The 23,388-nt window shown below is 65.4% G+C and carries 20 protein-coding genes; 17 read left to right on the top strand and 3 right to left on the bottom strand.

Annotated elements, in window-relative coordinates; translation table 11 throughout:
• Positions 1–8: 8 nt before the first annotated feature.
• On the bottom strand, positions 9–2,585 hold the full coding sequence (locus DCN14_RS25160; RefSeq protein WP_096503365.1) for a [protein-PII] uridylyltransferase: 2,577 nt from the start codon (positions 2,583–2,585) through the stop codon (positions 9–11).
• Between the two features lie 47 nt (positions 2,586–2,632).
• Positions 2,633–3,448, bottom strand: a complete 816-nt coding sequence (gene map, locus DCN14_RS25155; RefSeq protein ID WP_046545985.1) for a type I methionyl aminopeptidase — start codon at positions 3,446–3,448, stop codon at positions 2,633–2,635.
• A 390-nt stretch (positions 3,449–3,838) separates the two neighbouring features.
• Here map and rpsB point away from each other — a divergent pair, with 390 nt between their 5' ends.
• From rpsB to DCN14_RS25070, 16 genes are all read left to right on the top strand, one after another.
• Entirely contained in the window at positions 3,839–4,579 is a 741-nt protein-coding gene (gene rpsB / locus DCN14_RS25145) for a 30S ribosomal protein S2 (protein ID WP_011352461.1), read from the top strand.
• Between the two features lie 162 nt (positions 4,580–4,741).
• A complete protein-coding gene (tsf, locus tag DCN14_RS25140) occupies positions 4,742–5,623 on the top strand; it encodes a translation elongation factor Ts (protein ID WP_096503363.1) in 882 nt (293 codons plus the stop codon).
• A 156-nt stretch (positions 5,624–5,779) separates the two neighbouring features.
• The gene (pyrH, locus tag DCN14_RS25135; RefSeq protein ID WP_011885142.1) at positions 5,780–6,493 is read left to right on the top strand and encodes a UMP kinase; all 714 of its coding nucleotides are present in this window, start codon (positions 5,780–5,782) and stop codon (positions 6,491–6,493) included.
• 102 nt (positions 6,494–6,595) lie between these two features.
• The gene (frr, locus tag DCN14_RS25130; protein ID WP_096503361.1) at positions 6,596–7,156 is read left to right on the top strand and encodes a ribosome recycling factor; all 561 of its coding nucleotides are present in this window, start codon (positions 6,596–6,598) and stop codon (positions 7,154–7,156) included.
• Positions 7,157–7,205: 49 nt separating this feature from the next.
• Positions 7,206–7,988, top strand: a complete 783-nt coding sequence (uppS, locus tag DCN14_RS25125; protein WP_096503359.1) for a polyprenyl diphosphate synthase — start codon at positions 7,206–7,208, stop codon at positions 7,986–7,988.
• The gene (locus tag DCN14_RS25120) at positions 7,982–8,803 is read left to right on the top strand and encodes a phosphatidate cytidylyltransferase (RefSeq protein WP_096503357.1); all 822 of its coding nucleotides are present in this window, start codon (positions 7,982–7,984) and stop codon (positions 8,801–8,803) included. Before uppS ends, DCN14_RS25120 begins: the two co-directional genes overlap by 7 nt.
• 15 nt (positions 8,804–8,818) lie before the next feature.
• The gene (locus DCN14_RS25115) at positions 8,819–10,015 is read left to right on the top strand and encodes a 1-deoxy-D-xylulose-5-phosphate reductoisomerase (protein ID WP_096503355.1); all 1,197 of its coding nucleotides are present in this window, start codon (positions 8,819–8,821) and stop codon (positions 10,013–10,015) included.
• 11 nt (positions 10,016–10,026) lie between these two features.
• Complete coding sequence (rseP, locus tag DCN14_RS25110; RefSeq protein ID WP_096503353.1) at positions 10,027–11,397, top strand: RIP metalloprotease RseP; 1,371 nt, start codon at positions 10,027–10,029, stop codon at positions 11,395–11,397.
• 64 nt (positions 11,398–11,461) lie between these two features.
• Positions 11,462–13,768: an outer membrane protein assembly factor BamA gene (bamA, locus tag DCN14_RS25105; RefSeq protein ID WP_096503351.1), complete on the top strand. Its 2,307-nt coding sequence runs from the start codon at positions 11,462–11,464 to the stop codon at positions 13,766–13,768.
• A 64-nt stretch (positions 13,769–13,832) separates the two neighbouring features.
• On the top strand, positions 13,833–14,330 hold the full coding sequence (locus tag DCN14_RS25100) for an OmpH family outer membrane protein (RefSeq protein WP_172441892.1): 498 nt from the start codon (positions 13,833–13,835) through the stop codon (positions 14,328–14,330).
• Between the two features lie 16 nt (positions 14,331–14,346).
• Complete coding sequence (lpxD, locus tag DCN14_RS25095; RefSeq protein ID WP_096503347.1) at positions 14,347–15,441, top strand: UDP-3-O-(3-hydroxymyristoyl)glucosamine N-acyltransferase; 1,095 nt, start codon at positions 14,347–14,349, stop codon at positions 15,439–15,441.
• A gap of 128 nt (positions 15,442–15,569) precedes the next feature.
• A complete protein-coding gene (gene fabZ, locus DCN14_RS25090; protein WP_021159112.1) occupies positions 15,570–16,037 on the top strand; it encodes a 3-hydroxyacyl-ACP dehydratase FabZ in 468 nt (155 codons plus the stop codon).
• Positions 16,038–16,095: 58 nt separating this feature from the next.
• Positions 16,096–16,884: an acyl-ACP--UDP-N-acetylglucosamine O-acyltransferase gene (gene lpxA / locus DCN14_RS25085; RefSeq protein WP_096503345.1), complete on the top strand. Its 789-nt coding sequence runs from the start codon at positions 16,096–16,098 to the stop codon at positions 16,882–16,884.
• 3 nt (positions 16,885–16,887) lie between these two features.
• Positions 16,888–18,057, top strand: a complete 1,170-nt coding sequence (gene lpxB / locus DCN14_RS25080; RefSeq protein ID WP_096503343.1) for a lipid-A-disaccharide synthase — start codon at positions 16,888–16,890, stop codon at positions 18,055–18,057.
• Positions 18,054–18,710 (top strand): ribonuclease HII, encoded by a 657-nt coding sequence (gene rnhB / locus DCN14_RS25075; protein WP_096503341.1) that lies wholly within the window; start codon positions 18,054–18,056, stop codon positions 18,708–18,710. Before lpxB ends, rnhB begins: the two co-directional genes overlap by 4 nt.
• A 135-nt stretch (positions 18,711–18,845) precedes the next feature.
• Positions 18,846–19,628: an RNA methyltransferase gene (locus tag DCN14_RS25070; protein WP_096503339.1), complete on the top strand. Its 783-nt coding sequence runs from the start codon at positions 18,846–18,848 to the stop codon at positions 19,626–19,628.
• A gap of 112 nt (positions 19,629–19,740) precedes the next feature.
• Here the strand turns inward: DCN14_RS25070 and DCN14_RS25065 are convergent, their stop codons facing one another.
• Positions 19,741–20,556, bottom strand: a complete 816-nt coding sequence (locus DCN14_RS25065) for a pyruvate, water dikinase regulatory protein (RefSeq protein ID WP_096503337.1) — start codon at positions 20,554–20,556, stop codon at positions 19,741–19,743.
• 375 nt (positions 20,557–20,931) lie between these two features.
• On the opposite strand from DCN14_RS25065, the gene ppsA reads away from it, so the two are divergent.
• Positions 20,932–23,331, top strand: coding sequence for a phosphoenolpyruvate synthase (gene ppsA / locus DCN14_RS25055; protein WP_096503333.1), 2,400 nt, complete (start codon positions 20,932–20,934; stop codon positions 23,329–23,331).
• The last annotated feature ends 57 nt before the right edge of the window (positions 23,332–23,388 follow it).

Genomic DNA, 23,388 nt, shown 5'->3' with positions numbered 1-23,388 from the left:
GGATTCATTCAGACTGCGATCGCGCGCAGCAATTCGGTTTCGAGCTGGATCTGCAGGCGGTTGTCGGACAGGCCGGCACCGTCGAGCAGGAAGATGTCCTCGACGCGTTCGCCGAGCGTATTGATCCGCGCCGCGTGGACGCCGACCTGATGCTCGGCCAGGACGCGCGCGATCGAATAAAGGAGGCCCGGCCGGTCGTTCGCGGACACGGACAGGATGTAGTACTGACCGCGCTCGTCGGCCCGGAGGTCGACGCGCGGCGTGATCGGAAACGTCCGGGACAGCCGCGACAGGCGGCCCTTGGACGGCTCCGGCAGCGCTGCGGTTTCGGCGAGCCGCGTCGCGAGTTGCTGTTCGACGAGGTTCGCGATGTCGCGGTAGCGCACGTCACGTTCGGTCTGCGTGACGATGAAGTTGTCGAGCGCATAGCCGTGCCGTGTCGTGCTCACGCGTGCATCGAGCACCGACAGCCCGTTGCGGTCGAAATACGCGCAGATGCCCGCGAACAGGTCGGGGCGGTCCTTCACGTACACGAGCACTTGCAGCGCGTCGCCGATCGGCGACGGCCGCGCGCGGACGATCGCGGTTTCGGCATTCACGTGCCGGTACAGCACGCGCGTCTGCCATGCGATGTCGGCCGCGTCGTGGCGCAGGAAGAAGCCGATGTCGAGCTGATCCCACAGCGCGCGGTGCGCGTCGTCGGGCACGGTCTCGAGGCGCAGCAGCGCGAGTGCTTCCTCCTGCCGCGACTTCAGCTCCGAATGCGCGTCGGGGTTCGCGCCGCCGAGCACCGCGAGCGTGATCCGGTACAGATCCTCGAGCAGCTTGCCCTTCCACGCGTTCCATACCTTCGGGCTCGTGCCGCGGATGTCGGCGACGGTCAGCAGGTACAGCGCGGTGAGCCGGCGCTCGGTGCCGACGAGTTCGGCGAAGCGCTTGATCACTTCCGGATCGCTCGTGTCCTGCTTCTGCGCGACCTGGCTCATCGTCAGGTGATGCTGGACGAGCCACACGATCAGTGCCGCATCGTCGCCGGTGATCCCGTGCTCGCGGCAGAAGCGCCGCGCGTCGGCCATCCCGAGCGTCGAGTGGTCGCCGCCGCGGCCCTTCGCGATGTCGTGGAACAGCGCGGCCACATACAGCACCCACGGGCGCTCGAAATTGCCGATCAGCTGACTGCAGAACGGGTACTCGTGCGCGTGCTCCGCCACCGCGAAGCGGCGGATGTTGCGCAGCACCATCAGGATGTGCTGGTCGACCGTGTACACGTGATACAGGTCGTGCTGCATCTGGCCGACGATGCGGCGGAAATTCAGCAGGTAGCGGCCCAGCACGCTCGTCTGGTTCATCAGGCGGAACGCATGCGTGATGCCTTCGGGCTGCTGCAGGATCTGCATGAACATGCGGCGGTTCTGCGGTTCGCGCCGCCACGCGTTGTTCATGATTTCGCGCGAGTTGTACAGCGCGCGCAGCGTGCGGGCGGACAGGCCCTTCACGCCGCGGGTCGTCTCGTACAGCAGGAACGCTTCGAGGATCGCGTCGGGATGGCGCTCGAACACGCTGTCGTCGACGATCTCGAGCATGCCCTGCTTCTCGACGAAGCGGTCGGGCGACAGCACGCGCGTGATGCCGCTCGTCGCGGGGAACAGCTGCGCCTCGATGTTCTGGATCAGGATCGTCGCGAGCTGCGTGACGGCCTTCGCTGCCCAGTAGTAGCGGCGCATCAACTGCTCGCTCGTGCGCTTGGCCGGCGTCGGCCGGTAGCCGAAGCTCTCGGCCGCCTGCGTCTGCAGGTCGAACACGAGCATGTCCTGGCGCCGGCCGGCGATCACGTGCAGCCGCGCGCGCAGCGTCTTCAGGAATCCTTCGTTGCGGCGCAGCTCGCGCGCTTCGCGCTCGGTGATGAGGCCGCGCGTGTCGAGTTCGCGCCAGCTGCTGCCGAAGCCGGCCGCGCGCGCGATCCACAGGATCGTCTGCAGGTCGCGCAGCCCGCCGGGGCTTTCCTTCACGTTCGGCTCGAGGCTGTACGGCGTGTCCTGGAACTTCGCGTGACGCTGGCGCATCTCGAGCACCTTCGCGGTGAAGAACGCGCGCGCGTCGAGCGCTTCGTGATAACGCACGGTGAAGCGCTCGAACAGCGCGGTGCTGCCGACGATGCGGCGCGCCTCCAGCAGCGAAGTCTGCACGGTGACGTCCTGCGATGCCTCCTCGATGCACTGGGCAACGGTACGCACGCTGCTGCCGATCTCGAGACCGAGATCCCATGCCATGCCGATGAAGCGCTCGATCCGCGTGTCGAGCGCGGGGTCGTGCGCATCGGGCAGCAGCACGAGGATGTCGACGTCGGAGTACGGTGCCAGCTCGGCGCGCCCGTAGCCGCCGACGGCGACGAGCGCGAGCGTCGCGGGCAGCCCGCAGTCGTCCCACACGCGCCTGAGCGCATCGTCGGTGAGTTTCGACAGCGCGTGCATCAGCGACGCGACGTTGGTCGCGCTGCGAAAGCGCTCGAGCATGTCGGTCTTGGCGGCCTTGAATTCGGCGCGCCGCGACAGCGCTTCGGGCGAGGGGGCGGCGTGAGCGCTCATGGGCGGCCGTTCAGGTGCGGGCAGGGCGGGCTGGCGCGACCGCGCGCTCAGACCGCGGCGGCCGGTTGCGCGAACACCGGCCGCGCGGGCGTGCCGGCCGACACGGTCAGCACGTCGTAACCCGTCTCGGTGACGAGTACCGTGTGTTCCCACTGCGCGGACAGGCTGCGGTCGCGCGTCTTGACCGTCCACTGGTCGGGCATCGTGCGGATGTCGCGCTTGCCCGCGTTGATCATCGGCTCGATCGTGAAGATCATCCCGGCCTTCAGCTCGATGCCGGTGCCCGGCCGGCCGTAGTGGACGACCTGCGGATCTTCGTGGAACACCGTGCCGATGCCGTGGCCGCAGTATTCGCGCACGACGCTGTAGCCCTGCGCTTCCGCGTGCTTCTGGATCGCATAGCCGATGTCGCCGAGGTGTGCGCCCGGCTTGACCTGATCGATGCCGAGCCACATGCACTCGTAGGTGGTCTGCACGAGGCGCTTCGCGAGGATCGAGCCTTCGCCGACGATGAACATCCGGCTGGTGTCGCCGAAGTAGCCGTTCTTGATCACGGTGATGTCGATGTTCAGCGCATCGCCGTTCTTGATCACCTTCTCGCCCGGGATGCCGTGGCAGATCACGTCGTTGACCGAAATGCAGGTTGCCTTCGGGTACGGCGGATAGCCGGGCGGCTGATAGTTCAGCGGCGCGGGGATCGTGCCCTGCTCGTTGAGCATGAATTCGTGACAGAGCCGGTCGAGCTCGGCAGTCGTGACGCCCGCGACGACGTGCGGGGTGATGAAGTCGAGCACTTCGCTCGCGAGACGGCAGGCGACGCGCATCTCGGCGATGTCGTGTTCGTTTTTGAGCGTAATAGCCATCGAGGTATGCCTGGAATGCGGTGAATTGACGGATTATCGCACCTTATGGCGGGCCTCGCAGCCCCTGCCGGCGGTGCGGATGCGGGTTTTCGCGGATTGCCCGGCCCGCTGCCGCGCGGCAAGCAAAAGTGGCGGGCGACTTGAGAGCCGACAAATCGGCGTGCTATACTCTTTGGCTAAGTCGACATCCAAATGCCGAACCTGCCTCGGGCCTGCCTCCGGCGGGGCGGCAGTGGCGATGAAAGGCTTGCGGCACGGGCATTTTCGCACGTGCCGAATCGCAAGCCGGCGCAACCAGGGTGCCGGCCGCGCGGAACGAAGGTCCTTCGGGGCGCGTTCGCGCGGCGGTACGGCAGCCGGCTTAAGACCCAACCCTCGTGGAGAATTTACATGGCAGTTACGATGCGCCAAATGCTGGAAGCGGGTGTCCACTTCGGTCACCAGACGCGCTTCTGGAACCCGAAGATGGCTCCGTTCATTTTCGGTCACCGCAACAAGATTCACATCATCAACCTCGAAAAGACGCTGCCGATGTTCACGGACGCACAGAAGTACGTGCGCCAGCTGGCAGCTAACCGCGGCACGATCCTGTTCGTCGGTACGAAGCGCCAGTCGCGCGACACGATCGCTCAGGAAGCGCAGCGCGCGGGCATGCCGTACGTCAACGCACGCTGGCTCGGCGGCATGATGACCAACTTCAAGACGCTGAAGGTTTCGATCAAGCGCCTGAAGGACATGGAAGCAGCTGTCGAATCGGGCGAAACCGAGAAGATGAGCAAGAAGGAAGCGCTGCTGTTCGAACGCGAAATCGCCAAGCTGCAGAAGTCGATCGGCGGCGTGAAGGACATGGGCGGCATTCCGGACGCGATCTTCGTCGTCGACGTCGGCTACCACAAGATTGCCGTCACGGAAGCGAACAAGCTGGGCGTGCCGGTCATCGCCGTGGTCGATACGAACCACTCGCCGGAAGGTGTGGATTACGTGATCCCGGGTAACGACGACTCGAGCAAGGCGGTCGCGCTGTACGCCGAAGGCGTGGCCGACGCGATCCTCGAAGGCCGTGCGAACGCGGTCAACGAAGTGGTCCAGGCCGCACGCGGCGACGACGAATACGTCGAGGAAAACGCGTAACTGGCCCCGAGCCGGCGCAAAAAGGGGGCTCTCAACAGGCCCCCTTTTTTTAAGCTTGTGCGCCGGACCTGATCGCGTCGAATCGGCGCGGGTCCGGAAACGATTTTCGGCCGTTCGCGTCCAAGCGGGCGGCGTTGTGAATACAGACTCAAGGAGCGAATGATGGCGGCAATTACCGCAAGCATGGTGGCAGAACTGCGCGCAAAGACCGATGCACCGATGATGGAGTGCAAGAAGGCGCTGACGGAAGCCGACGGCGATCTGGCCAAGGCCGAAGAGCTGCTGCGCGTCAAGCTCGGCAACAAGGCGAGCAAGGCGGCATCGCGCGTGACGGCCGAAGGCGTCGTCGCATCGTTCGTCGGCGGCAACGCGGGCTCGCTGGTCGAGCTGAACTGCGAAACCGACTTCGTCGCGAAGAACGACGACTTCCTCGCATTCTCGAAGACGGTTGCAGAACTCGTCGCGACGCAAAACCCGGCCGACGTGGCTGCGCTGTCGGCGCTGCCGCTGGAGGGCTCGACGGTCGACGCAGTGCGCCTGGCCCTGGTCGGCAAGATCGGCGAAAACGTCTCGATCCGCCGTTTCGTGCGTTTCGAAACCGCGAACAAGATCGCGACGTACCTGCACGGCGCGCGTATCGGCGTGATCGTCGAGTACACGGGCGCGGAAGAGCAGGTCGGCAAGGACGTCGCGATGCACATCGCCGCGATGAAGCCGGTCGCGCTGTCGTCGGCCGACGTGCCGGCGGAACTGATCGACACGGAACGCCGCGTCGCCGAACAGAAGGCTGCCGAATCGGGCAAGCCGGCTGAAATCGTCGCGAAGATGGTCGACGGCAGCATCCAGAAGTACCTGAAGGAAGTGTCGCTGCTGAACCAGACGTTCGTTAAGAACGACAAGCAGACGATCGAGCAGATGCTGAAGGCAGCGAATGCGGCAGTGCAGAAGTTCGCGCTGTTCGTGGTCGGCGAAGGCATCGAGAAGCGCCAGGACGACTTCGCCGCCGAAGTGGCCGCGCAAGTCGCAGCAGCAAAGCAGCAGTAAGCAGTTAGGCAGTATCCGCGGCGGGCGTCCGCTCCGCCGCGGCCGGCGCCGCCGCCGGCCGGCCGGGAACCCCGGTTCGACCGTCGGCGCTTGCCCGAATCAGTATTTCGCCCCTACAGTTCGTGGTTGTCATCCTCTCGTCGCTCGGAAGCCCCTATGTCCAATGCCTATAAACGCGTCCTCCTCAAACTCTCCGGCGAAGCGCTGATGGGCGACGATGCCTTCGGCATCAATCGCGCGACGATCGAGCGGATGGTGGCGGATATCGCCGAAGTCGTGGGTCTCGGCACGCAGCTCGCCGTCGTGATCGGCGGCGGTAATATTTTCCGCGGCGTCGCGGGCGGTGCGGCGGGCATGGACCGCGCAACGGCCGACTACATGGGGATGCTGGCGACGATGATGAACGCGCTGGCGCTGCAGGATGCGATGCGCCACGCCGGTATCGTCGCGCGCGTGCAGTCCGCGCTGCGCATGGACCAGGTCGTCGAGCCGTATATCCGGCCCCGCGCGATCCGCCAGCTCGAGGAAGGCAAGGTCGTGATCTTCGCGGCCGGCACGGGCAACCCGTTCTTCACGACGGACACGGCCGCCGCGCTGCGCGGTTCGGAAGTGGGCGCCGAGGTCGTGCTGAAGGCGACCAAGGTCGATGGCGTATATTCTGCCGATCCGAAGAAGGATCCGTCGGCCACGCGCTACACGACGATCAGCTTCGACGAAGCGATCAGCCGCAATCTGCAGGTGATGGACGCGACGGCCTTCGCGCTGTGCCGCGACCAGAAGCTGCCGATTCGCGTGTTTTCGATCAACAAGCCGGGCGCGCTCAAGCGCATCGTGCTGGGCGAGGACGAAGGTACGCTCGTCCACGTGTAAACTCCCGCGGATGCGGGCAAGCGGCGTGGGTCGTCGGCCGTGGTGCGAAGCGCGCCGGGCGGGGCCCGCGTTCTTTGAAGGTTTGAAGGTTCGGAGGTTGAAATGAGTGTCGCTGATGTCAAGAAGGGCGTAGAGCAGAAGATGCAGCGCTCGATCGAAGCGTTCAAGAACGATCTGGCGAAGATCCGCACGGGCCGTGCGCACACCGGTCTGCTCGATCACGTGCAGGTCGACTACTACGGGTCGATGGTGCCGATCTCGCAGGTCGCGAACCTGACGCTCGTCGATGCGCGTACCATCGGCGTGCAGCCGTGGGAAAAGAACATGGTCGCGAAGGTCGAGAAGGCCATCCGCGAAGCCGATCTCGGCCTGAACCCGGCCACGTCCGGCGACCTGATCCGCGTGCCGATGCCCGCGCTGACGGAAGAGCGCCGCCGCGAGCTGACCAAGGTGGTCAAGGGCGAAGGTGAAACGGCCAAGGTCGCGATCCGCAACCTGCGCCGCGACGCGAACGAAGCGCTCAAGAAGCTCGTGAAGGACAAGGAAATCTCGGAAGACGACGAGCGCCGTGCGAGCGACGACGTGCAGAAGCTGACGGACAAGCACGTCACCGAAGTCGACAAGCTCGTGCAGAGCAAGGAAGCCGAGATCATGACGGTCTGACGACCGTCCTCGCGCGCCGCCTTCTTCCCGCATTACTGTCTCAACGGCCATGACTTATACCAGCTCTACCGTTCGCGTGCCTGACGTCGGCGCCGTGCCGCGTCACATCGCGATCATCATGGACGGCAACGGCCGTTGGGCGACCGAACGCCGCTTGCCGCGCGTCGCGGGGCACACCCGCGGCGTGGATGCCGTGCGGGCGGTGGTCGAAGGCTGCGCGCGCGCCGGCGTCGAATACCTGACGCTGTTCGCGTTCAGTTCGGAAAACTGGCGGCGTCCGAACGAAGAAGTGTCGTTCCTGATGCGGCTGTTCATCACCGCGCTGGAGCGCGAAGTCGGCAAGCTGCACGCAAACGGAATCCGTCTGCGCGTCGTGGGCGACCTCGACCGCTTCGAGCCGCGCATCCGCGAACTGATCCGCCGCGCCGAAACCAAGACGGCGCGCAACACCCGCCTGACCCTGACGATCGCCGCGAACTACGGCGGCCGCTGGGACATCCTGCAGGCGACGAAGAAACTCATCGAGCAGTCCGTGCGCGAGGGGCGCGAGGTCGACGTGACCGAAGACGCGTTCGCGCCGCATCTGGCGATGGCCTACGCGCCGGAGCCCGATCTCTTCATCCGTACCGGCGGCGAACAGCGCGTCAGCAATTTCCTGCTGTGGCAGCTCGCGTACGCAGAATTCTATTTCACCGACAAATACTGGCCGGACTTCGACGGCGCGGCGCTGGCCGACGCGATCGCGTCGTATACCGAGCGCGAGCGCCGTTTCGGGCGCACCAGCGCGCAACTCGAACCGCAATCGCAGAACGCCGACTCCCTTTCATGCTGAAAACCCGTGTGATCACGGCGATCGTCATGCTGGCAGTGCTGCTGCCGGTGACGCTGTTCGCGCCGCTCACGGCGTTCGGCGCGCTGATCGGCGTCGTGCTCGTGTTCGCCGCGTGGGAATGGGCGCGCCTGCTGAAGCTGGGCGGCGCCGGTTCCGTCGTCTATGCAGTCGTCGCGGCGCTGGTACTCGCGGCGACCGTGCCGCTCGGCGTCGACGCGGCTTCATCCCGCCCCCTTTTCATGGCGGCCGGCGTGTTCTGGCTGCTGGTCGGACCGTTTGCGCTGCGGCGCAAGCCGACGCTCGCGGCCGGCATATGGCGGCCGTTCCTGCTCGCAGCCGGGTTGCTGGTCTTCGCGGCCTGCTGGCACGCGCTCGTTGCGGCGCGTGCGCAGGGCGTTCCGTTCGTGTTGTCGCTGCTTCTGGTCGTCTGGCTGGCCGATATCGGCGCATACTTCGCCGGCAAGGCCTTCGGAAAGCGTAAACTGGCGATCACGATCAGTCCCGGAAAGAGCTGGGAAGGCGCGATCGGCGGCTGGCTTGCCGTGATGGTCGTAGCCGGTGTCGCGATGGCCGCGCACTGGTTCGAGCCGACCCTGTTTTCCGCATTTGCCGCGCGCTACGGGATGCCCGGTGCGTGGGCCGCGCTGACGCTGCTGGTCGTCTACAGCGTGATCGGCGACCTGTTCGAGTCGCTGCTCAAGCGTCAGGCGGGCGTGAAGGATTCGAGCGGACTGCTGCCCGGTCACGGCGGCGTGCTCGACCGTGTCGATGCGCTGCTGCCGGTGCTGCCGCTCGCGATGCTGCTGCTTGGTTAAACCACTATTTCTGTTATGCAAAAACGTCTGACACTGCTCGGTTCCACGGGCTCGATCGGAGACAGCACGCTCGACGTGGTCGCCCGCCATCCGGAGCGTTTCTTGGTCTACGCGTTGACCGCGCACCGCAATGGCGACAAGCTCGTCGAGCAGTGCCTGCGCTTCGCGCCCGAAGTCGCGGTGGTCGGCGATGCGGCAACGGCCGCGCACGTCGAGGCGAAACTGCGCGCGGCGGGCAGCAAGACCACGGTGCTGTACGGGCCGCAGGCGCTCGTCGACGTGTCGAAGAGCGACGGTTGCGACACGGTCGTCGCGGCGATCGTCGGCGCGGCCGGCCTCGCGCCGAGCCTCGCGGCCGCGCGCGCCGGCAAGCGCATCCTGCTCGCGAACAAGGAATCGCTCGTGATGTCGGGCGGGATCTTCATGGACGCGGTGCGCGACCATGGCGCGATCCTGCTGCCGGTCGACAGCGAACACAACGCGATCTTCCAGTGCATGCCGCGCGACGCGAACGAGCACGGCGGGATTTCGAAGATCATCCTGACCGCGTCGGGCGGCCCGTTCCGCACGCGCGAGCCGGCCACGCTCGTCGACGTGACGCCGGACGAAGCTTGCAAGCATCCGAACTGGGTGATGGGCCGCAAGATCTCGGTCGATTCCGCGACGATGATGAACAAGGGCCTCGAAGTGATCGAGGCGCACTGGATCTTCGGCTTGGCCGGCGACCGGATCGAGGTGCTGATCCATCCGCAAAGCGTGATCCATTCGCTGGTGTCGTACCGCGACGGCTCGGTGCTCGCGCAGCTCGGCAACCCCGACATGCGTACGCCGATCGCGCATGCGCTCGCGTTCCCGGAGCGCGTCGACGCGGGCGTCGAGCAGCTCGACCTCGCGCAGATCGCACAGCTGTCGTTCGAAAAGCCCGACTACACGCGTTTCCCGTGCCTCGCGCTCGCGCTGAAGGCGCTTGAAGAGGGCGGCATCGCGAGCGCCGCACTGAACGCGGCGAACGAAATCGCGGTCGAAGCGTTTCTCGAGCGCCGGATCGGCTTCATGGCGATTGCGGCGACGGTCGATGCCGTGCTCAACGCGCTGCCGAACCGCAACCCGAACGGGCTCGACGACGTCCTTGCGGCGGATGCCGAGGCACGCCGCCTCGCCGCCGGAATCATTGCCAAAGCGCCTGCGCCCCGCGTGGAGCGTACTGTCTGAATGAGGTGCTCATGAACGTGCTGGTCGAACTGATCGCGTTTGCGGTGGCGATCGGGGTGCTGGTCGTCGTGCATGAGTACGGACATTATCGCGTCGCGCGCTGGTGCGGCGTGAAGGTGCTGCGTTTCTCGATCGGTTTCGGCCAGCCCGTTGCCCGTTGGGTCAGCCGCAAGACCGGCACCGAATGGACGCTCTCCGCATTGCCGCTCGGCGGTTACGTGAAGATGCTGGACGAGCGCGAGCCGGGGCCGGACGTCAAGCCCGAAGAGCTCGACCAGGCGTTCAACCGGCAATCGGTATTCAAGCGCATCGCGATCGTCGCCGCGGGCCCGATCGCGAACTTCCTGTTGGCAATCGTCCTGTTTTCCGCCGTATTCGCAACCGGCGTGACCGAGCCGGTCGCGGTGCTCGCACCGCCGGCCACCGGCACGGTCGCGGCGCGCGCGGGCTTCGACGGCGGCGAGACGATCGTGTCGATCCGCGACGAGCACGGCAGCGAGTCCGAGCCTGTGCGATCGTGGTCGGATCTGCGCTGGAAGCTGCTGTCCGCCGCATTCGATCATCGCGAGATCGTGCTCGGCGCGCGCGACGGCGGTTCGACGTTCGACTTCCGCGTCGATCTGCGCAACGTTCCCGAAAGCCAGCTCGACGACGATTTCATGACGCGCCTGGGCTTCGAGGCCGGCGGCGGCACGTTGTCGGTGGCGTCCGTGCAGCCCGGCAGCGCGGCCGAGCAGGCGGGCCTGAAGACCGGCGACAAGCTGCTCGCGCTCGACGGTACGCCCATCGGCGGCGCATCGCGCTTCATCGACACGGTGAAGCACCATGCGGGCAAGCCGGTCGAGCTGCAGATCGAGCGTGGCGGCGCCACGCAGACCGTGTCGGTCGTGCCGCAGACGCAGCGCGACGACGACACGGGGCAGGAGATCGGCCGCATCGGCGCGGCGCTGTCGATGCACACGCCGTCGGTCGACGTCCGTTACGGCCCGATCGAAAGCCTGCAACTCGGCGCGCGCCGCACGTGGGACATCTCCGTCTATTCGCTGAAGATGTTCGGGCGGATGATCACGGGCAACGCATCGCTGAAGAATCTGTCCGGCCCGGTGACGATCGCCGACTACGCGGGCAAGAGCGCGCGACTCGGTCCGTCGGCCTTTCTATCGTTCCTCGCCCTTGTCAGCATTAGCCTCGGCGTACTGAACTTGCTGCCGATTCCCGTTTTGGACGGGGGGCATCTGTTATATTATCTGGTTGAAGCCGCGACCGGGAAAGCCATCTCGGAGCGCTGGCAGCTGATTCTGCAAAGAGCCGGGTTGATCTGCATCGTCGCGTTGTCGGCGATCGCGCTGTTCAACGACCTGGCTCGGTTAATCCATTTCTGAAGCGTCAGGCGGCCGCCGCTGGGCAGTCGCCTGATTCGATGCAGCTAAATATTGGGGATGCACGTTGTTCAAACCTCATCGCTTTGTACCTAAGACAGTTGCAGCGGCCGCGCTCGCCGCTCACGGCCTCGCGGCGCATGCAGCGGCACCGTTCGTGGTGCAAGACATCAAGATCGAGGGGTTGCAGCGCGTCGAAGCGGGCTCGGTGTTCGCCTACCTGCCGATCAAGCAGGGCGATACCTTCACCGACGACAAGGCATCCGAAGCAATTCGCGCGCTGTACGCGACGGGCTTTTTCAACGACGTGCGCATCGCCACGCAAGGCAACGTCGTGATCGTGCAGGTGCAGGAGCGTCCGGCCATCGCGTCGATCGACTTCACCGGCACGAAGGAATTCGACAAGGACAACCTGACGAAGGCGCTGCGCGCGGTCGGCCTGGCCGACGGTCGTTATTACGACAAGGCGCTCGTCGACAAGGCGGAACAGGAGCTCAAGCGTCAGTACCTGACGCGCGGCTTCTACGCGGCCGAGGTCAAGACGACGATCACGCCGGTCGACGCGAATCGCGTGTCGATCCTGTTCGCGGTCGCCGAAGGCCCGAGCGCGAAGATCCGCCAGATCAACTTCATCGGCAACAAGGCATTCAGCACCGGCACGCTGCGCGATGAAATGCAGCTGTCGACGCCGAACTGGTTCTCCTGGTACACGAAGAACGACCTGTACTCGAAGGAAAAGCTGACGGGCGACCTCGAGGCCGTGCGCTCGTACTACCTGAACCGCGGCTATCTCGAGTTCAACATCGAGTCGACCCAGGTGTCGATCTCGCCCGACAAGAAGGACATGTACCTGACGGTCACGCTGCACGAAGGCGAGCCGTACACCGTGTCGGGCATCAAGCTGTCGGGCAACCTGCTCGATCGCGAAGCCGAACTGAACAAGCTGATCAAGATCAAGCCGGGCGATCGCTTCTCCGCTGAAAAGCTGCAGCAGACGACCAAGTCGATCGTCGACAAGCTGGGCGAATACGGCTACGCATTCGCGACCGTCAACGCACAGCCGGAAATCGACCAGGCGAACCACAAGGTGAACCTGAACCTCGTCGTCGACCCGAGCCGCCGCGTGTATGTGCGCCGCATCAACGTCGTCGGCAACACGCGTACGCGCGACGAAGTGGTGCGTCGCGAAATGCGTCAGCTCGAAAGCTCGTGGTTCGATTCGAACCGCCTCGCGCTGTCGAAGGACCGCGTGAACCGTCTCGGCTACTTCACCAACGTCGACGTGACGACGGTGCCGGTCGAAGGCACGAACGACCAGGTCGACGTGAACGTGAAGGTCGACGAAAAGCCGACCGGCGCGATCACGCTGGGCGCGGGCTTCTCGTCGACGGACAAGGTCGTGCTGTCGGCCGGCGTGTCGCAGGACAACGTGTTCGGTTCGGGCACGAGCCTGTCGGTGAACGTCAACACCGCACGCAGCTACCGTACGCTGACCGTCACGCAGGTCGATCCGTACTTCACGGTCGACGGCATCAAGCGGATCACGGACGTCTACTACCGCACGTACCAGCCGCTCTACTATTCGACGAGCTCGAGCTTCCGGATCATCAGCGCGGGCGGCGACCTGAAGTTCGGCATCCCGTTCTCGGAAGTCGACACCGTGTATTTTGGCGTCGGTCTCGAGCAGAACCGTCTCGACGTCGATTCGGCGACGCCGCAGAGCTACAAGGATTACGTGAACGAGTTCGGCCGCGTGTCGAACACCGCGCCGCTGACGGTGGCATGGTCGCGCGACGCGCGTGACAGCGCGCTGATTCCGAGCCGCGGCTACTTCACGCAGGCGAACGTCGAGTACGGTGCGCCGATCGGCAAGATCCAGTACTACAAGGCCGACCTGCAGGCGCAGTACTACTATTCGTTCTCGCGCGGCTTCATCCTGGGCATGAACCTGCAAGGCGGTTACGGTAACGGTATCGGCAACTCGTACCCGATCTTCAAGAACTACTACGCGGGCGGTATCGGCTCCGTGCGTGGCTACGAGCCGAGCTCGCTGGGCCCGCGCGACACGACGACCAACGACCCGATCGGCGGTTCGAAGATGGTCGTGGGCAACATCGAACTGACGTTCCCGCTGCCGGGCACCGGCTACGACCGCACGCTGCGCGTGTTCACGTTCTTCGACGGCGGTAACGTGTGGGGCAACGCGCCGGGCGGCACGAGTACGGGTGCGAACGGCCTGCGTTACGGCTACGGTGTCGGTCTGGCGTGGATCTCGCCGATCGGCCCGCTCAAGCTGAGCCTCGGTTTCCCGCTGCAGAAGCACGAAGGCGACCAGTACCAGAAATTCCAGTTCCAGATCGGGACGGCGTTCTGATCGAACGCATGACAACAGCAACGAGAGGGTAATTTTGCTAACCGGTAAGTTTTCGAAACGAGTGATGTGTGCGCTGACCGTTGCGCTGGCCTTGGGCGCGGCGACGGCACATGCTCAGGACGTCGCCCGCATCGCGGCGGTCAATTCGGATCGGATCCTGCGCGAGTCCGCGCCCGCCAAGGCGGCGCAGACGAAGCTCGAAGCCGAGTTCGCGAAGCGCGACAAGGATCTGCAGGACATGGCGGCCCGTCTGAAGACGATGTCCGATTCGCTGGACAAGAACGGCGCGTCGCTGTCGGCGGCCGATCGCGCGCAGAAGCAGCGCGATCTCGCGCAGCTCGATACCGATTTCCAGCGCAAGCAGCGCGAATTTCGCGAAGACCTGAACCAGCGCCGCAACGAGGAACTCGCTGCCGTGCTGGAGCGCGCGAACCGGGTCATCAAGCAGATCGCCGAGCAGCAGAATTACGACCTGATCGTGCAGGAAGCCGTGTACGTCAGCCCGCGCATCGACATCACCGACAAGGTGCTCAAGGCGCTCGCGTCCGGCTCGACGAACTGAACGGAGCAGACGACGAATGGCATTGACGCTTGAGGAACTCGTAAAGCGGTTCGGCGGCGAGATCGCCGGCGACGCCCAGTGCAAGGTGAGCGGCCTCGCGCCGCTCGACCAGGCAGGCCCTCAGCAACTCGCGTTTCTCGCGAATCCGAAATACCTGTCGCAGGTCGAAGCGACCCGCGCCGGCGCGGTGCTGATCGCGCCGAAGGATCTCGAAAAGCTGCGCGCGGCTGCCGGTCCCCAGGAGGCCGGCCCTCGCAATTTCATCGTGACGCCGAACCCGTACGCGTACTTCGCACGCGTCGCGCAGATGTTCATCGATCTCGCCACGCCGCAGCGCGCGGCCGGCGTGCATCCGAGCGCAACGATCGATCCGGCCGCAAAGGTTGCCGCGAGCGCGGTGATCGGCCCGCACGTGACGGTCGAAGCCGGTGCGGTGATCGAGGACGGCGTGCAGCTCGACGCGAACGTGTTCATCGGCCGCGGCACGACGATCGGTGCGAATTCGCACCTGTATCCGAACGCGTCGGTGTACCACGGCTGCAAGATCGGCCCGCGCGCGATCATCCACTCGGGCGCCGTGATCGGCTCCGACGGATTCGGCTTCGCGCCGGATTTCGTCGGCGACGGCGACGCGCGCACCGGCAGCTGGGTCAAGATCCCGCAGGTCGGCGGCGTGTCGGTCGGCCCGGACGTCGAGATCGGCGCGAACACGACGATCGATCGCGGCGCGATGGCGGACACCGTCATCGAGGAATGCGTGAAGATCGACAACCAGGTCCAGATCGGCCACAACTGCCGGATCGGCGCCTATACGGTGATCGCCGGCAGCGCGGGCATCGCGGGCAGCACGACGATCGGCCGCCACTGCATGATCGGTGGCGCGGCGGGCATTGCCGGCCACGTGACGCTCGGCGACTATGTCATCATCACCGCGAAGTCGGGCGTGTCGAAGTCGCTGCCGAAGGCCGGCATCTACACGAGCGCGTTCCCGGCCGTCGACCACGGCGAATGGAACCGGAGCGCCGCGCTCGTGCGCAACCTCGACAAGCTGCGCGACCGCATCAAGGCGCTTGAAACCGCGCTTGCCGCCCAGGGCGGCACGGACGCCTGACCCATCATGCGAGACCACGAACCGGGCACGGCCAGCGCATCCGGCCCGGTTCGCCAGACCGGGCCGCATGACGGCCCGCTTCAGCCTTTGCATCACCACCGCGCAGCACCTGCGTGAGACGAACCATCATGAGCACTGAAAAAATCAATCTCGACATCCACAAGATCCTCACGCTGCTGCCGCACCGCTATCCGATTCTGCTCGTCGATCGCGTGCTCGAACTCGAACCGCACAAAGGGATCAAAGCGCTGAAGAACGTGTCGATCAACGAACCGTTCTTCCAGGGGCATTTCCCGAAGCGGCCCGTGATGCCGGGCGTGCTGATCCTCGAGGCGCTGGCGCAGGCCGCGGCGCTGCTGACCTTCTCGGAAGAGCAGCCGAAGGATCCGGAGAACACGCTGTACTACTTCGTCGGGATCGACGGCGCGCGCTTCAAGCGACCGGTCGAGCCGGGTGACCAACTGATTCTGAACGTGACGTTCGAACGCTACATTCGCGGCATCTGGAAGTTCAAGGCGGTGGCGGAAGTGGACGGCAAGGTGGCGGCGGAAGCCGAACTGATGTGCACGGTCAAGACGACCGACGTGGCGCCCTGAGCGACGCGGCACGGACAGGCAACGCAACGCGACACATCATATCGAGAGGCAACGGCGCATGACCAGGATTCATCCCACCGCGATCGTCGAACCGGGCGCGCAGATCGACGAATCGGTCGAGATCGGCCCGTACGCGATCGTCGGTCCGAACGTCACGATCGGCGCGCGGACGACGATCGGCTCGCACAGCGTGATCGAAGGTCACACGACGCTCGGCGAGGACAACCGCATCGGCCACTACGCGTCGGTCGGTGGCCGTCCGCAGGACATGAAGTACAAGGACGAGCCGACCCGGCTCGAGATCGGCAACCGCAACACGATCCGCGAATTCACGACGATCCACACGGGCACCGTGCAGGATGTCGGCGTGACGACGCTCGGCGACGACAACTGGATCATGGCCTATGTGCACATCGGTCATGACTGCCGCGTCGGCAACAACGTGATCCTGTCGAGCAATGCGCAGATGGCCGGTCACGTCGAGATCGGCGACTGGGCGATCGTCGGCGGGATGTCGGGCGTTCACCAGTTCGTGCGCATCGGCGCGCACTCGATGCTGGGTGGCGCATCGGCGCTCGTGCAGGACGTGCCGCCGTTCGTGATCGCGGCCGGCAACAAGGCCGAGCCGCACGGCATCAACGTCGAAGGCCTGCGCCGGCGCGGTTTCTCGCCCGACGCGATTTCGGCGCTGCGCAGCGCATACCGCGTGCTGTACAAGAGCGGCCTGTCGCTCGAGGAAGCGAAGGTGCAGTTGCGCGAACTGGCGACGGCGGGCGGCGAAGGCGACGCGGCAGTCACTGCGCTCGTCGAGTTCGTCGACGCATCGCAGCGCGGCATCATCCGCTAAGCGATGTCGCTCCCGACCAATCAGATCCGGCTCGCGATGGTGGCCGGCGAGCCGTCGGGCGACCTGCTCGCGGCCTCGCTGCTCGGCGGACTTCACGAGCGTCTGCCCGCGTCGACCCAGTATTACGGGATCGGCGGGCAGCGGATGCTCGCGCATGGCTTCGACTCGCACTGGCAGATGGACAAGCTGACGGTGCGCGGCTATGTCGAGGCACTGGGCCAGATCCCCGAGATCCTGAGGATTCGCGGCGAGCTGAAGCGCCAGCTGCTCGCGGAGCGGCCGGACGCGTTCATCGGCGTCGATGCACCCGATTTCAACTTCAACGTCGAACAGGCGGTGCGCGACGCGGGCATCCCGTCGATCCATTTCGTGTGCCCGTCGATCTGGGCATGGCGCGGCGGCCGGATCAAGAAGATCGCGAAGTCCGTCGATCACATGCTGTGCCTGTTCCCGTTCGAACCGGCGCTGCTCGACAAGGCAGGCGTCGCGTCGACGTACGTCGGCCATCCGCTTGCCGACGAGATTCCGCTCGAGCCCGACACGCACGGCGCGCGCATCGCGCTCGGGCTGCCGCCCGACGGCCCCGTGATTGCGGTGCTGCCGGGCAGCCGGCGCTCGGAGATCGGGCTGATCGGCCCGACGTTCTTCGCGGCGATGGCGCTGATGCAGCAGCGCGAGCCCGGCGTGCGGTTCGTGATGCCGGCGGCGACGCCCGCGTTGCGCGAGCTGCTGCAGCCGCTCGTCGACGCGCATCCGCAACTCGCGCTGACGATCACCGACGGCCGCTCGCAGGTCGCGATGACGGCTGCCGACGCGATCCTCGTGAAGAGCGGCACCGTCACGCTGGAAGCCGCGTTGCTGAAGAAGCCGATGGTGATCTCGTACAAGGTGCCCTGGCTGACCGGGCAGATCATGCGCCGGCAGGGCTATCTGCCGTATGTCGGCTTGCCGAACATCCTGGCGGGGCGCTTCGTCGTGCCGGAGTTGCTGCAGCATTTCGCGACGCCCGAGGCGCTTGCCGACGCGACGCTCACGCAGCTGCGCGACGATGCGAACCGCCGCACGCTGACCGAAGTCTTTACCGAAATGCATGTGTCGCTGCGGCAGAACACGGCCGCGAAGGCCGCCGAAGCGGTCGTCCGCGTACTCGAGCAACGCAAGGGGCGCGCATGACGACCGTTCGTGTATCACGCCGCCGCGCGTCGCTTGACGAGCAGGGCGGGTTCGACTTCAGCCGCCCCGGCGAGATCGTCTGCGGCGTCGATGAAGCCGGCCGCGGTCCGCTCGCGGGGCCGGTGGTCGCCGCCGCGGTGATTCTCGATCCCGCGCAGCCGATCGACGGGCTCGACGATTCGAAGGCGTTGTCCGCCAAGAAGCGCGACGCGCTGTATGAACTGATCGTCTCGCGTTCTCGCGCGTATTGCGTCGCGTCGGCGAGTGTCGACGAAATCGACACGCTCAACATCCTGCACGCGACGATGCTCGCGATGAAGCGGGCCGTCGAGGGTCTGTCGGTACTGCCGACGCTCGCGCAGATCGACGGCAATCGCTGTCCGACGCTGATGGTGCGTGCCGAGGCGATCGTCAGCGGCGACGCGCTCGTGCCGAGCATCTCGGCCGCGTCGATCATCGCAAAGGTCACGCGCGACCGGATGCTCGTCGATCTGCATGAACGCTTCCCGATGTACGGCTTCAACGTGCACGCCGGGTACGGCACCGCGAAACACCTGGCTGCGCTACGCGAACACGGCCCGTGCGAAGCGCATCGGCGCTCGTTCGCGCCCGTGCGGGCGGCGCTCGATCTGGTGGCCGGTTCCCGCTCATAACGGGTCAGCCCCTGGAAAGGGATTTTTAGTTTCGGGAACGTGCGTTGCCGGCCGCATTGCGGCGTCGCGCGTTGCTTCCACTGCGACCGGCAACGCACGTTCGCAAGCCCGTTATTAGCGGGAACAGACCCTCTGATGAAAAGCATTACTTCCCGCGACAACCCGCTGTACAAGCGCCTGAAGGCGCTCGCGGGTTCGACGTCCCAGCAGCGCCGCGGCGGCCAGGCGCTGCTCGAAGGGTTCCACTTGGCGAGCGCGTATCTCGAGACGGGCGCCACGCCCGAGCTGTGCGTCGCGACCGAAGGCGCGCTCGGTCACGCCGAGGCGCAGGCGATCATCGCGCGCATCGACGCGCAGCGGGTGGTCACGCTGCCCGATGCGCTGTTCGGGCAACTGTCGAACGTGGTCAGCGGCGTCGGTTTCCTGTTGCTCGTCGACCGGCCCGCGCAGCCGTTGCCCGAGCGCGTGACGCACACATCGGTCGTGCTCGACGGCGTGCAGGATGCCGGCAACGTCGGGTCGATCCTGCGCAGTGCGGCGGCGGCCGGCGTGCGGCACGTGTTCTGCGCGCCGGGCACCGCGTATGCATGGTCGTCGAAGGTGCTGCGCTCGGGAATGGGCGCGCATTTTCTGCTGTCGATCCACGAGGACGTCGCGCCGGACGTGCTCGCCGGGCGGCTCGACGTGCCGGTCGCGCTGACCGACTCGCACGGTGCGCAGGCGATCTACGACTGCGACCTGGCCGGGCCGGTGGCATGGGTGTTCGGTAACGAGGGTGCGGGCGTGTCGGCGTTCTGGCGCGACGCGGCCACGCATCGCGTGACGATTCCGCAGCCGGGCGGAATGGAGTCGCTGAATGTCGCGGCGGCAGCGGCGGTGTGTCTGTTCGAGCAGGTGCGGCAGCAGCGGCACGGATGACGACGTGACGCGCGGCGTGCCTGCAGGTACGCCGCAACAAATGAAAAGGCCGCGTCCGACGCGGCCTTTTTTGTTCTTCACGGCGGCCTGACGGCCGTCAGCGGGCAGGCGATCAGTACGACTGCCGGTCGAGACGGATCTCCTGCAGGATCGTCGTCGCGATCTCCTCGATCGACTTGTGCGTCGACGACAGCCACTTGATCCCTTCGCGGCGCATCATGGCTTCGGCCTCGTTGATCTCGTAGCGGCAATTCTCGGGCGCCGCGTACTTGCTGCCGGGGCGGCGCTCGTTGCGGATCTCCGACAGGCGCTGCGGATCGATCGACAGCCCGAACAGCTTCTCGCTGTACGGCGACAGCGCCGACGGCAGCTTGCCGCGCTCGAAGTCTTCCGGAATCAACGGGTAGTTGGCCGCCTTGACGCCGTACTGCATCGCGAGATACAGGCTCGTCGGCGTCTTGCCGCTGCGCGACACGCCGACCAGGATCACGTCGGCTTCCGACAGGTTGCGGTTCGACTGGCCGTCGTCGTGCGCGAGCGAAAAGTTGATCGCCTCGATCCGCGTCTTGTATTCGTCGGTATCGGCATTCTGGTGGCCGCGGCCCATCGCATGGCTCGATTTGAGCTCCAGCTCCTGTTCGAGCGGCTCGACGAAGCGCTGGAACATGTCCAGCACGAGCGCGTTCGAGCGCTTGACGATGTCGTTCGACTCGCTGTCGACGAGCGTCGTGAACACGATCGCGCGACGGCCGTCGTGCACGGCGGCGTCGTTGATCTTTTCGACGGTCGCATAGGCTTTCTCGAGCGAGTCGACGAACGGCACGCGCACGAGGCGGAATTTCTGGTCGAACTGGGAGAGGATCGAATGCGCGAAGGTTTCGGCAGTGATCCCGGTGCCGTCGGAGACGATGAAAACGGTAGGCAGCATGAATCTGGGCGTCGAGCGTGAAGGGCAGTTGCGCGGACGGCTGGAGGTTCGCCTCCAGACGCAGTGACAAGGTCGCGCCACATCCGGCAGCCGGCACGGTAGAATAGCGGCAACCTGTTGGATAAGCAATTGCGGGGGCAGGGTGCAAACGGCACCCCGGGCTTGCCGCGTTTGATCCAAAACTCCCGGCAAGTTCGGCGATTGGTATGAATATATCGCCTTTCTGCCGGGATTTTTGCAAATCGGGTCGGAAGCGATTCCGTCCTGCGATTGTTTATCTAACAGGTTGCGCAAGACGCGCCGCGCCTTTTTGCAAGCGCCCGCGTCCGAGCCCACTTGCGCAATCGAGCATTTTTTTCACACTTAGGGGCTTGTATGACTAACGCAGCAAACGTCGCAAAGGACCAGGCGTATGTAATCCCGTTCGAGCAGTTGCGGATGACCGATGTGGAGATCGTGGGCGGCAAGAATGCGTCGCTCGGCGAGATGATCAGCCAGCTGTCCGAGGCAGGCGTTCGCGTCCCCACCGGTTTCGCCACGACCGCGCTCGCTTTCCGCGATTTCCTCAAGCACAACGATCTGACCGATCGCATCGCCAAGCGTCTCGAGTCGCTCGACATCGACGACGTGAAGGCGCTCGCCGAAGCCGGTGCCGAAATCCGCAAGTGGATCGTCGACGCGCCGATGCAGGCACGTCTCGAGCAGGAAATCCGCGCACAGTTCGAAATCCTGAAGAGCGGCTCGCCGAGCGAGCTGTCGTTCGCCGTGCGTTCGTCCGCGACCGCGGAAGACCTGCCCGACGCATCGTTCGCCGGTCAGCAGGAGTCATATCTGAACGTCGTCGGCATCGAGGACGTGCTCGACCGCATGAAGCACGTGTTCGCGTCGCTGTACAACGACCGCGCGATCTCGTATCGCGTGCACAAGGGCTTCACGCACGCGGAAGTCGCGCTGTCGGCCGGCGTGCAGCGCATGGTCCGCTCGGACGTCGGCGCAGCCGGCGTGATGTTCACGATCGACACCGAATCGGGCTTCAAGGACGCCGTGTTCATCACGTCGAGCTACGGCCTGGGCGAAACCGTCGTGCAGGGTGCGGTGAACCCGGACGAGTTCTACGTGTTCAAGACGACGCTCGCGCAGGACAAGTACCCGATCATCCGCCGCTCGATCGGCTCGAAGCTGATCAAGATGGAATTCACGCAGCCGGGCGAGCCAGGCCGCGTGAAGACGGTCGACGTGCCGCACGAACAGCGCAACCGCTACTCGATCACCGACGAAGACGTGATCGAGCTCGCGAAGTACGCGGTCATCATCGAGAAGCACTACCAGCGTCCGATGGACATCGAGTGGGGCAAGGACGGCCGCGACGGCAAGATCTTCATCCTGCAGGCACGTCCGGAAACGGTGAAGAGCCAGGCGAGCGGCAAGGCCGAGCAGCGCTTCAAGCTGAAGGGCCAGTCGCAGGTGCTGGCGACGGGCCGCGCGATCGGCCAGAAGATCGGCGCGGGCCCCGTGCGCGTGATCCAGGATCCGTCGGAAATGGAACGCGTGCAGCCGGGCGACGTGCTGGTGGCCGACATGACCGACCCGAACTGGGAGCCGGTGATGAAGCGTGCGTCGGCGATCGTCACGAACCGTGGCGGCCGTACCTGCCACGCGGCGATCATCGCGCGTGAGCTCGGCGTGCCGGCAGTCGTCGGCTGCGGCGACGCGACCGACATCCTGAAGGATGGCGCGCTCGTTACCGTGTCGTGCGCGGAAGGCGACGAAGGCAAGATCTACGACGGGCTGCTCGAGACGGAAGTCACGGAAGTGCAGCGCGGCGAACTGCCGGAAATCCCGGTCAAGATCATGATGAACGTCGGCAACCCGCAGCTCGCGTTCGACTTCTCGCAACTGCCGAACGGCGGTGTTGGCCTCGCGCGTCTCGAGTTCATCATCAACAACAACATCGGCGTGCACCCGAAGGCGATCCTCGAGTACCCGAACATCGACCAGGATCTGAAGAAGGCCGTCGAGAGCGTTGCGCGCGGTCACGCGTCGCCGCGCCAGTTCTACGTCGACAAGCTGACGGAAGGCGTTGCGACGATCGCCGCGGCGTTCTATCCGAAGCCCGTGATCGTGCGCCTGTCCGACTTCAAGTCGAACGAGTACAAGAAGCTGATCGGCGGTTCGCGTTACGAGCCGGACGAAGAAAACCCGATGCTGGGCTTCCGCGGCGCGTCGCGCTACATCGCCGAAGACTTCGCACAGGCGTTCGAGATGGAATGCCGCGCACTGAAGCGCGTGCGTGACGAGATGGGCCTGACCAACGTCGAGATCATGGTGCCGTTCGTGCGCACCGTGAAGCAGGCGGAACGTGTCGTCGGCCTGCTCGAGAAGTTCGGTCTGAAGCGCGGCGAGAACGGCCTGCGCCTCGTGATGATGTGCGAAGTCCCGACCAACGCGATCCTCGCCGAAGCGTTCCTCGAACACTTCGACGGTTTCTCGATCGGTTCGAACGACCTCACGCAGCTTACGCTCGGCCTCGACCGCGACTCGGGCATGGAACTGCTGGCCGCCGACTTCGACGAACGCGACCCGGCCGTCAAGTTCTTGTTGAAGCGTGCGATCGACACCTGCCGCAAGATGGGCAAGTATGTCGGGATCTGCGGCCAGGGCCCGTCCGATCACCCGGATTTCGCGGAATGGCTGACCGACGAAGGCATCGTGTCGATCTCGCTGAACCCCGACACGATCATCGATACGTGGCAGGCGCTGGCGAACCGGAAGTAACGCCCGGTCATGCCGATTCGACGAAAGGGCGGTGCTGCCGCGCTTTCGTTGAAGGCA

The sequence above is a fragment of the Burkholderia sp. IDO3 genome, assembly GCF_003366075.1.
Lineage (GTDB): Bacteria > Pseudomonadota > Gammaproteobacteria > Burkholderiales > Burkholderiaceae > Burkholderia > Burkholderia anthina.
Note: the sequence above shows the minus strand (reverse complement) of the source record. Positions and strands in the feature narration are given on the sequence as shown.

What these genes read in the sequence shown, in the direction of transcription:
- lpxA (WP_096503345.1), top strand. Translation starts at nt 16,096, where the DNA reads ATGACCAGGATTCATCCCACCGCGATCGTCGAACCGGGCGCGCAGATC.
- map (WP_046545985.1), bottom strand. Translation starts at nt 3,448, where the DNA reads ATGGCTATTACGCTCAAAAACGAACACGACATCGCCGAGATGCGCGTC.
- uppS (WP_096503359.1), top strand. Translation starts at nt 7,206, where the DNA reads ATGACTTATACCAGCTCTACCGTTCGCGTGCCTGACGTCGGCGCCGTG.
- rnhB (WP_096503341.1), top strand. Translation starts at nt 18,054, where the DNA reads ATGACGACCGTTCGTGTATCACGCCGCCGCGCGTCGCTTGACGAGCAG.
- DCN14_RS25100 (WP_172441892.1), top strand. Translation starts at nt 13,833, where the DNA reads ATGTGTGCGCTGACCGTTGCGCTGGCCTTGGGCGCGGCGACGGCACAT.
- rseP (WP_096503353.1), top strand. Translation starts at nt 10,027, where the DNA reads ATGAACGTGCTGGTCGAACTGATCGCGTTTGCGGTGGCGATCGGGGTG.
- tsf (WP_096503363.1), top strand. Translation starts at nt 4,742, where the DNA reads ATGGCGGCAATTACCGCAAGCATGGTGGCAGAACTGCGCGCAAAGACC.
- DCN14_RS25065 (WP_096503337.1), bottom strand. Translation starts at nt 20,556, where the DNA reads ATGCTGCCTACCGTTTTCATCGTCTCCGACGGCACCGGGATCACTGCC.
- fabZ (WP_021159112.1), top strand. Translation starts at nt 15,570, where the DNA reads ATGAGCACTGAAAAAATCAATCTCGACATCCACAAGATCCTCACGCTG.
- rpsB (WP_011352461.1), top strand. Translation starts at nt 3,839, where the DNA reads ATGGCAGTTACGATGCGCCAAATGCTGGAAGCGGGTGTCCACTTCGGT.
- lpxB (WP_096503343.1), top strand. Translation starts at nt 16,888, where the DNA reads ATGTCGCTCCCGACCAATCAGATCCGGCTCGCGATGGTGGCCGGCGAG.
- DCN14_RS25115 (WP_096503355.1), top strand. Translation starts at nt 8,819, where the DNA reads ATGCAAAAACGTCTGACACTGCTCGGTTCCACGGGCTCGATCGGAGAC.
- pyrH (WP_011885142.1), top strand. Translation starts at nt 5,780, where the DNA reads ATGTCCAATGCCTATAAACGCGTCCTCCTCAAACTCTCCGGCGAAGCG.
- lpxD (WP_096503347.1), top strand. Translation starts at nt 14,347, where the DNA reads ATGGCATTGACGCTTGAGGAACTCGTAAAGCGGTTCGGCGGCGAGATC.
- frr (WP_096503361.1), top strand. Translation starts at nt 6,596, where the DNA reads ATGAGTGTCGCTGATGTCAAGAAGGGCGTAGAGCAGAAGATGCAGCGC.
- ppsA (WP_096503333.1), top strand. Translation starts at nt 20,932, where the DNA reads ATGACTAACGCAGCAAACGTCGCAAAGGACCAGGCGTATGTAATCCCG.
- DCN14_RS25120 (WP_096503357.1), top strand. Translation starts at nt 7,982, where the DNA reads ATGCTGAAAACCCGTGTGATCACGGCGATCGTCATGCTGGCAGTGCTG.
- DCN14_RS25070 (WP_096503339.1), top strand. Translation starts at nt 18,846, where the DNA reads ATGAAAAGCATTACTTCCCGCGACAACCCGCTGTACAAGCGCCTGAAG.
- DCN14_RS25160 (WP_096503365.1), bottom strand. Translation starts at nt 2,585, where the DNA reads ATGAGCGCTCACGCCGCCCCCTCGCCCGAAGCGCTGTCGCGGCGCGCC.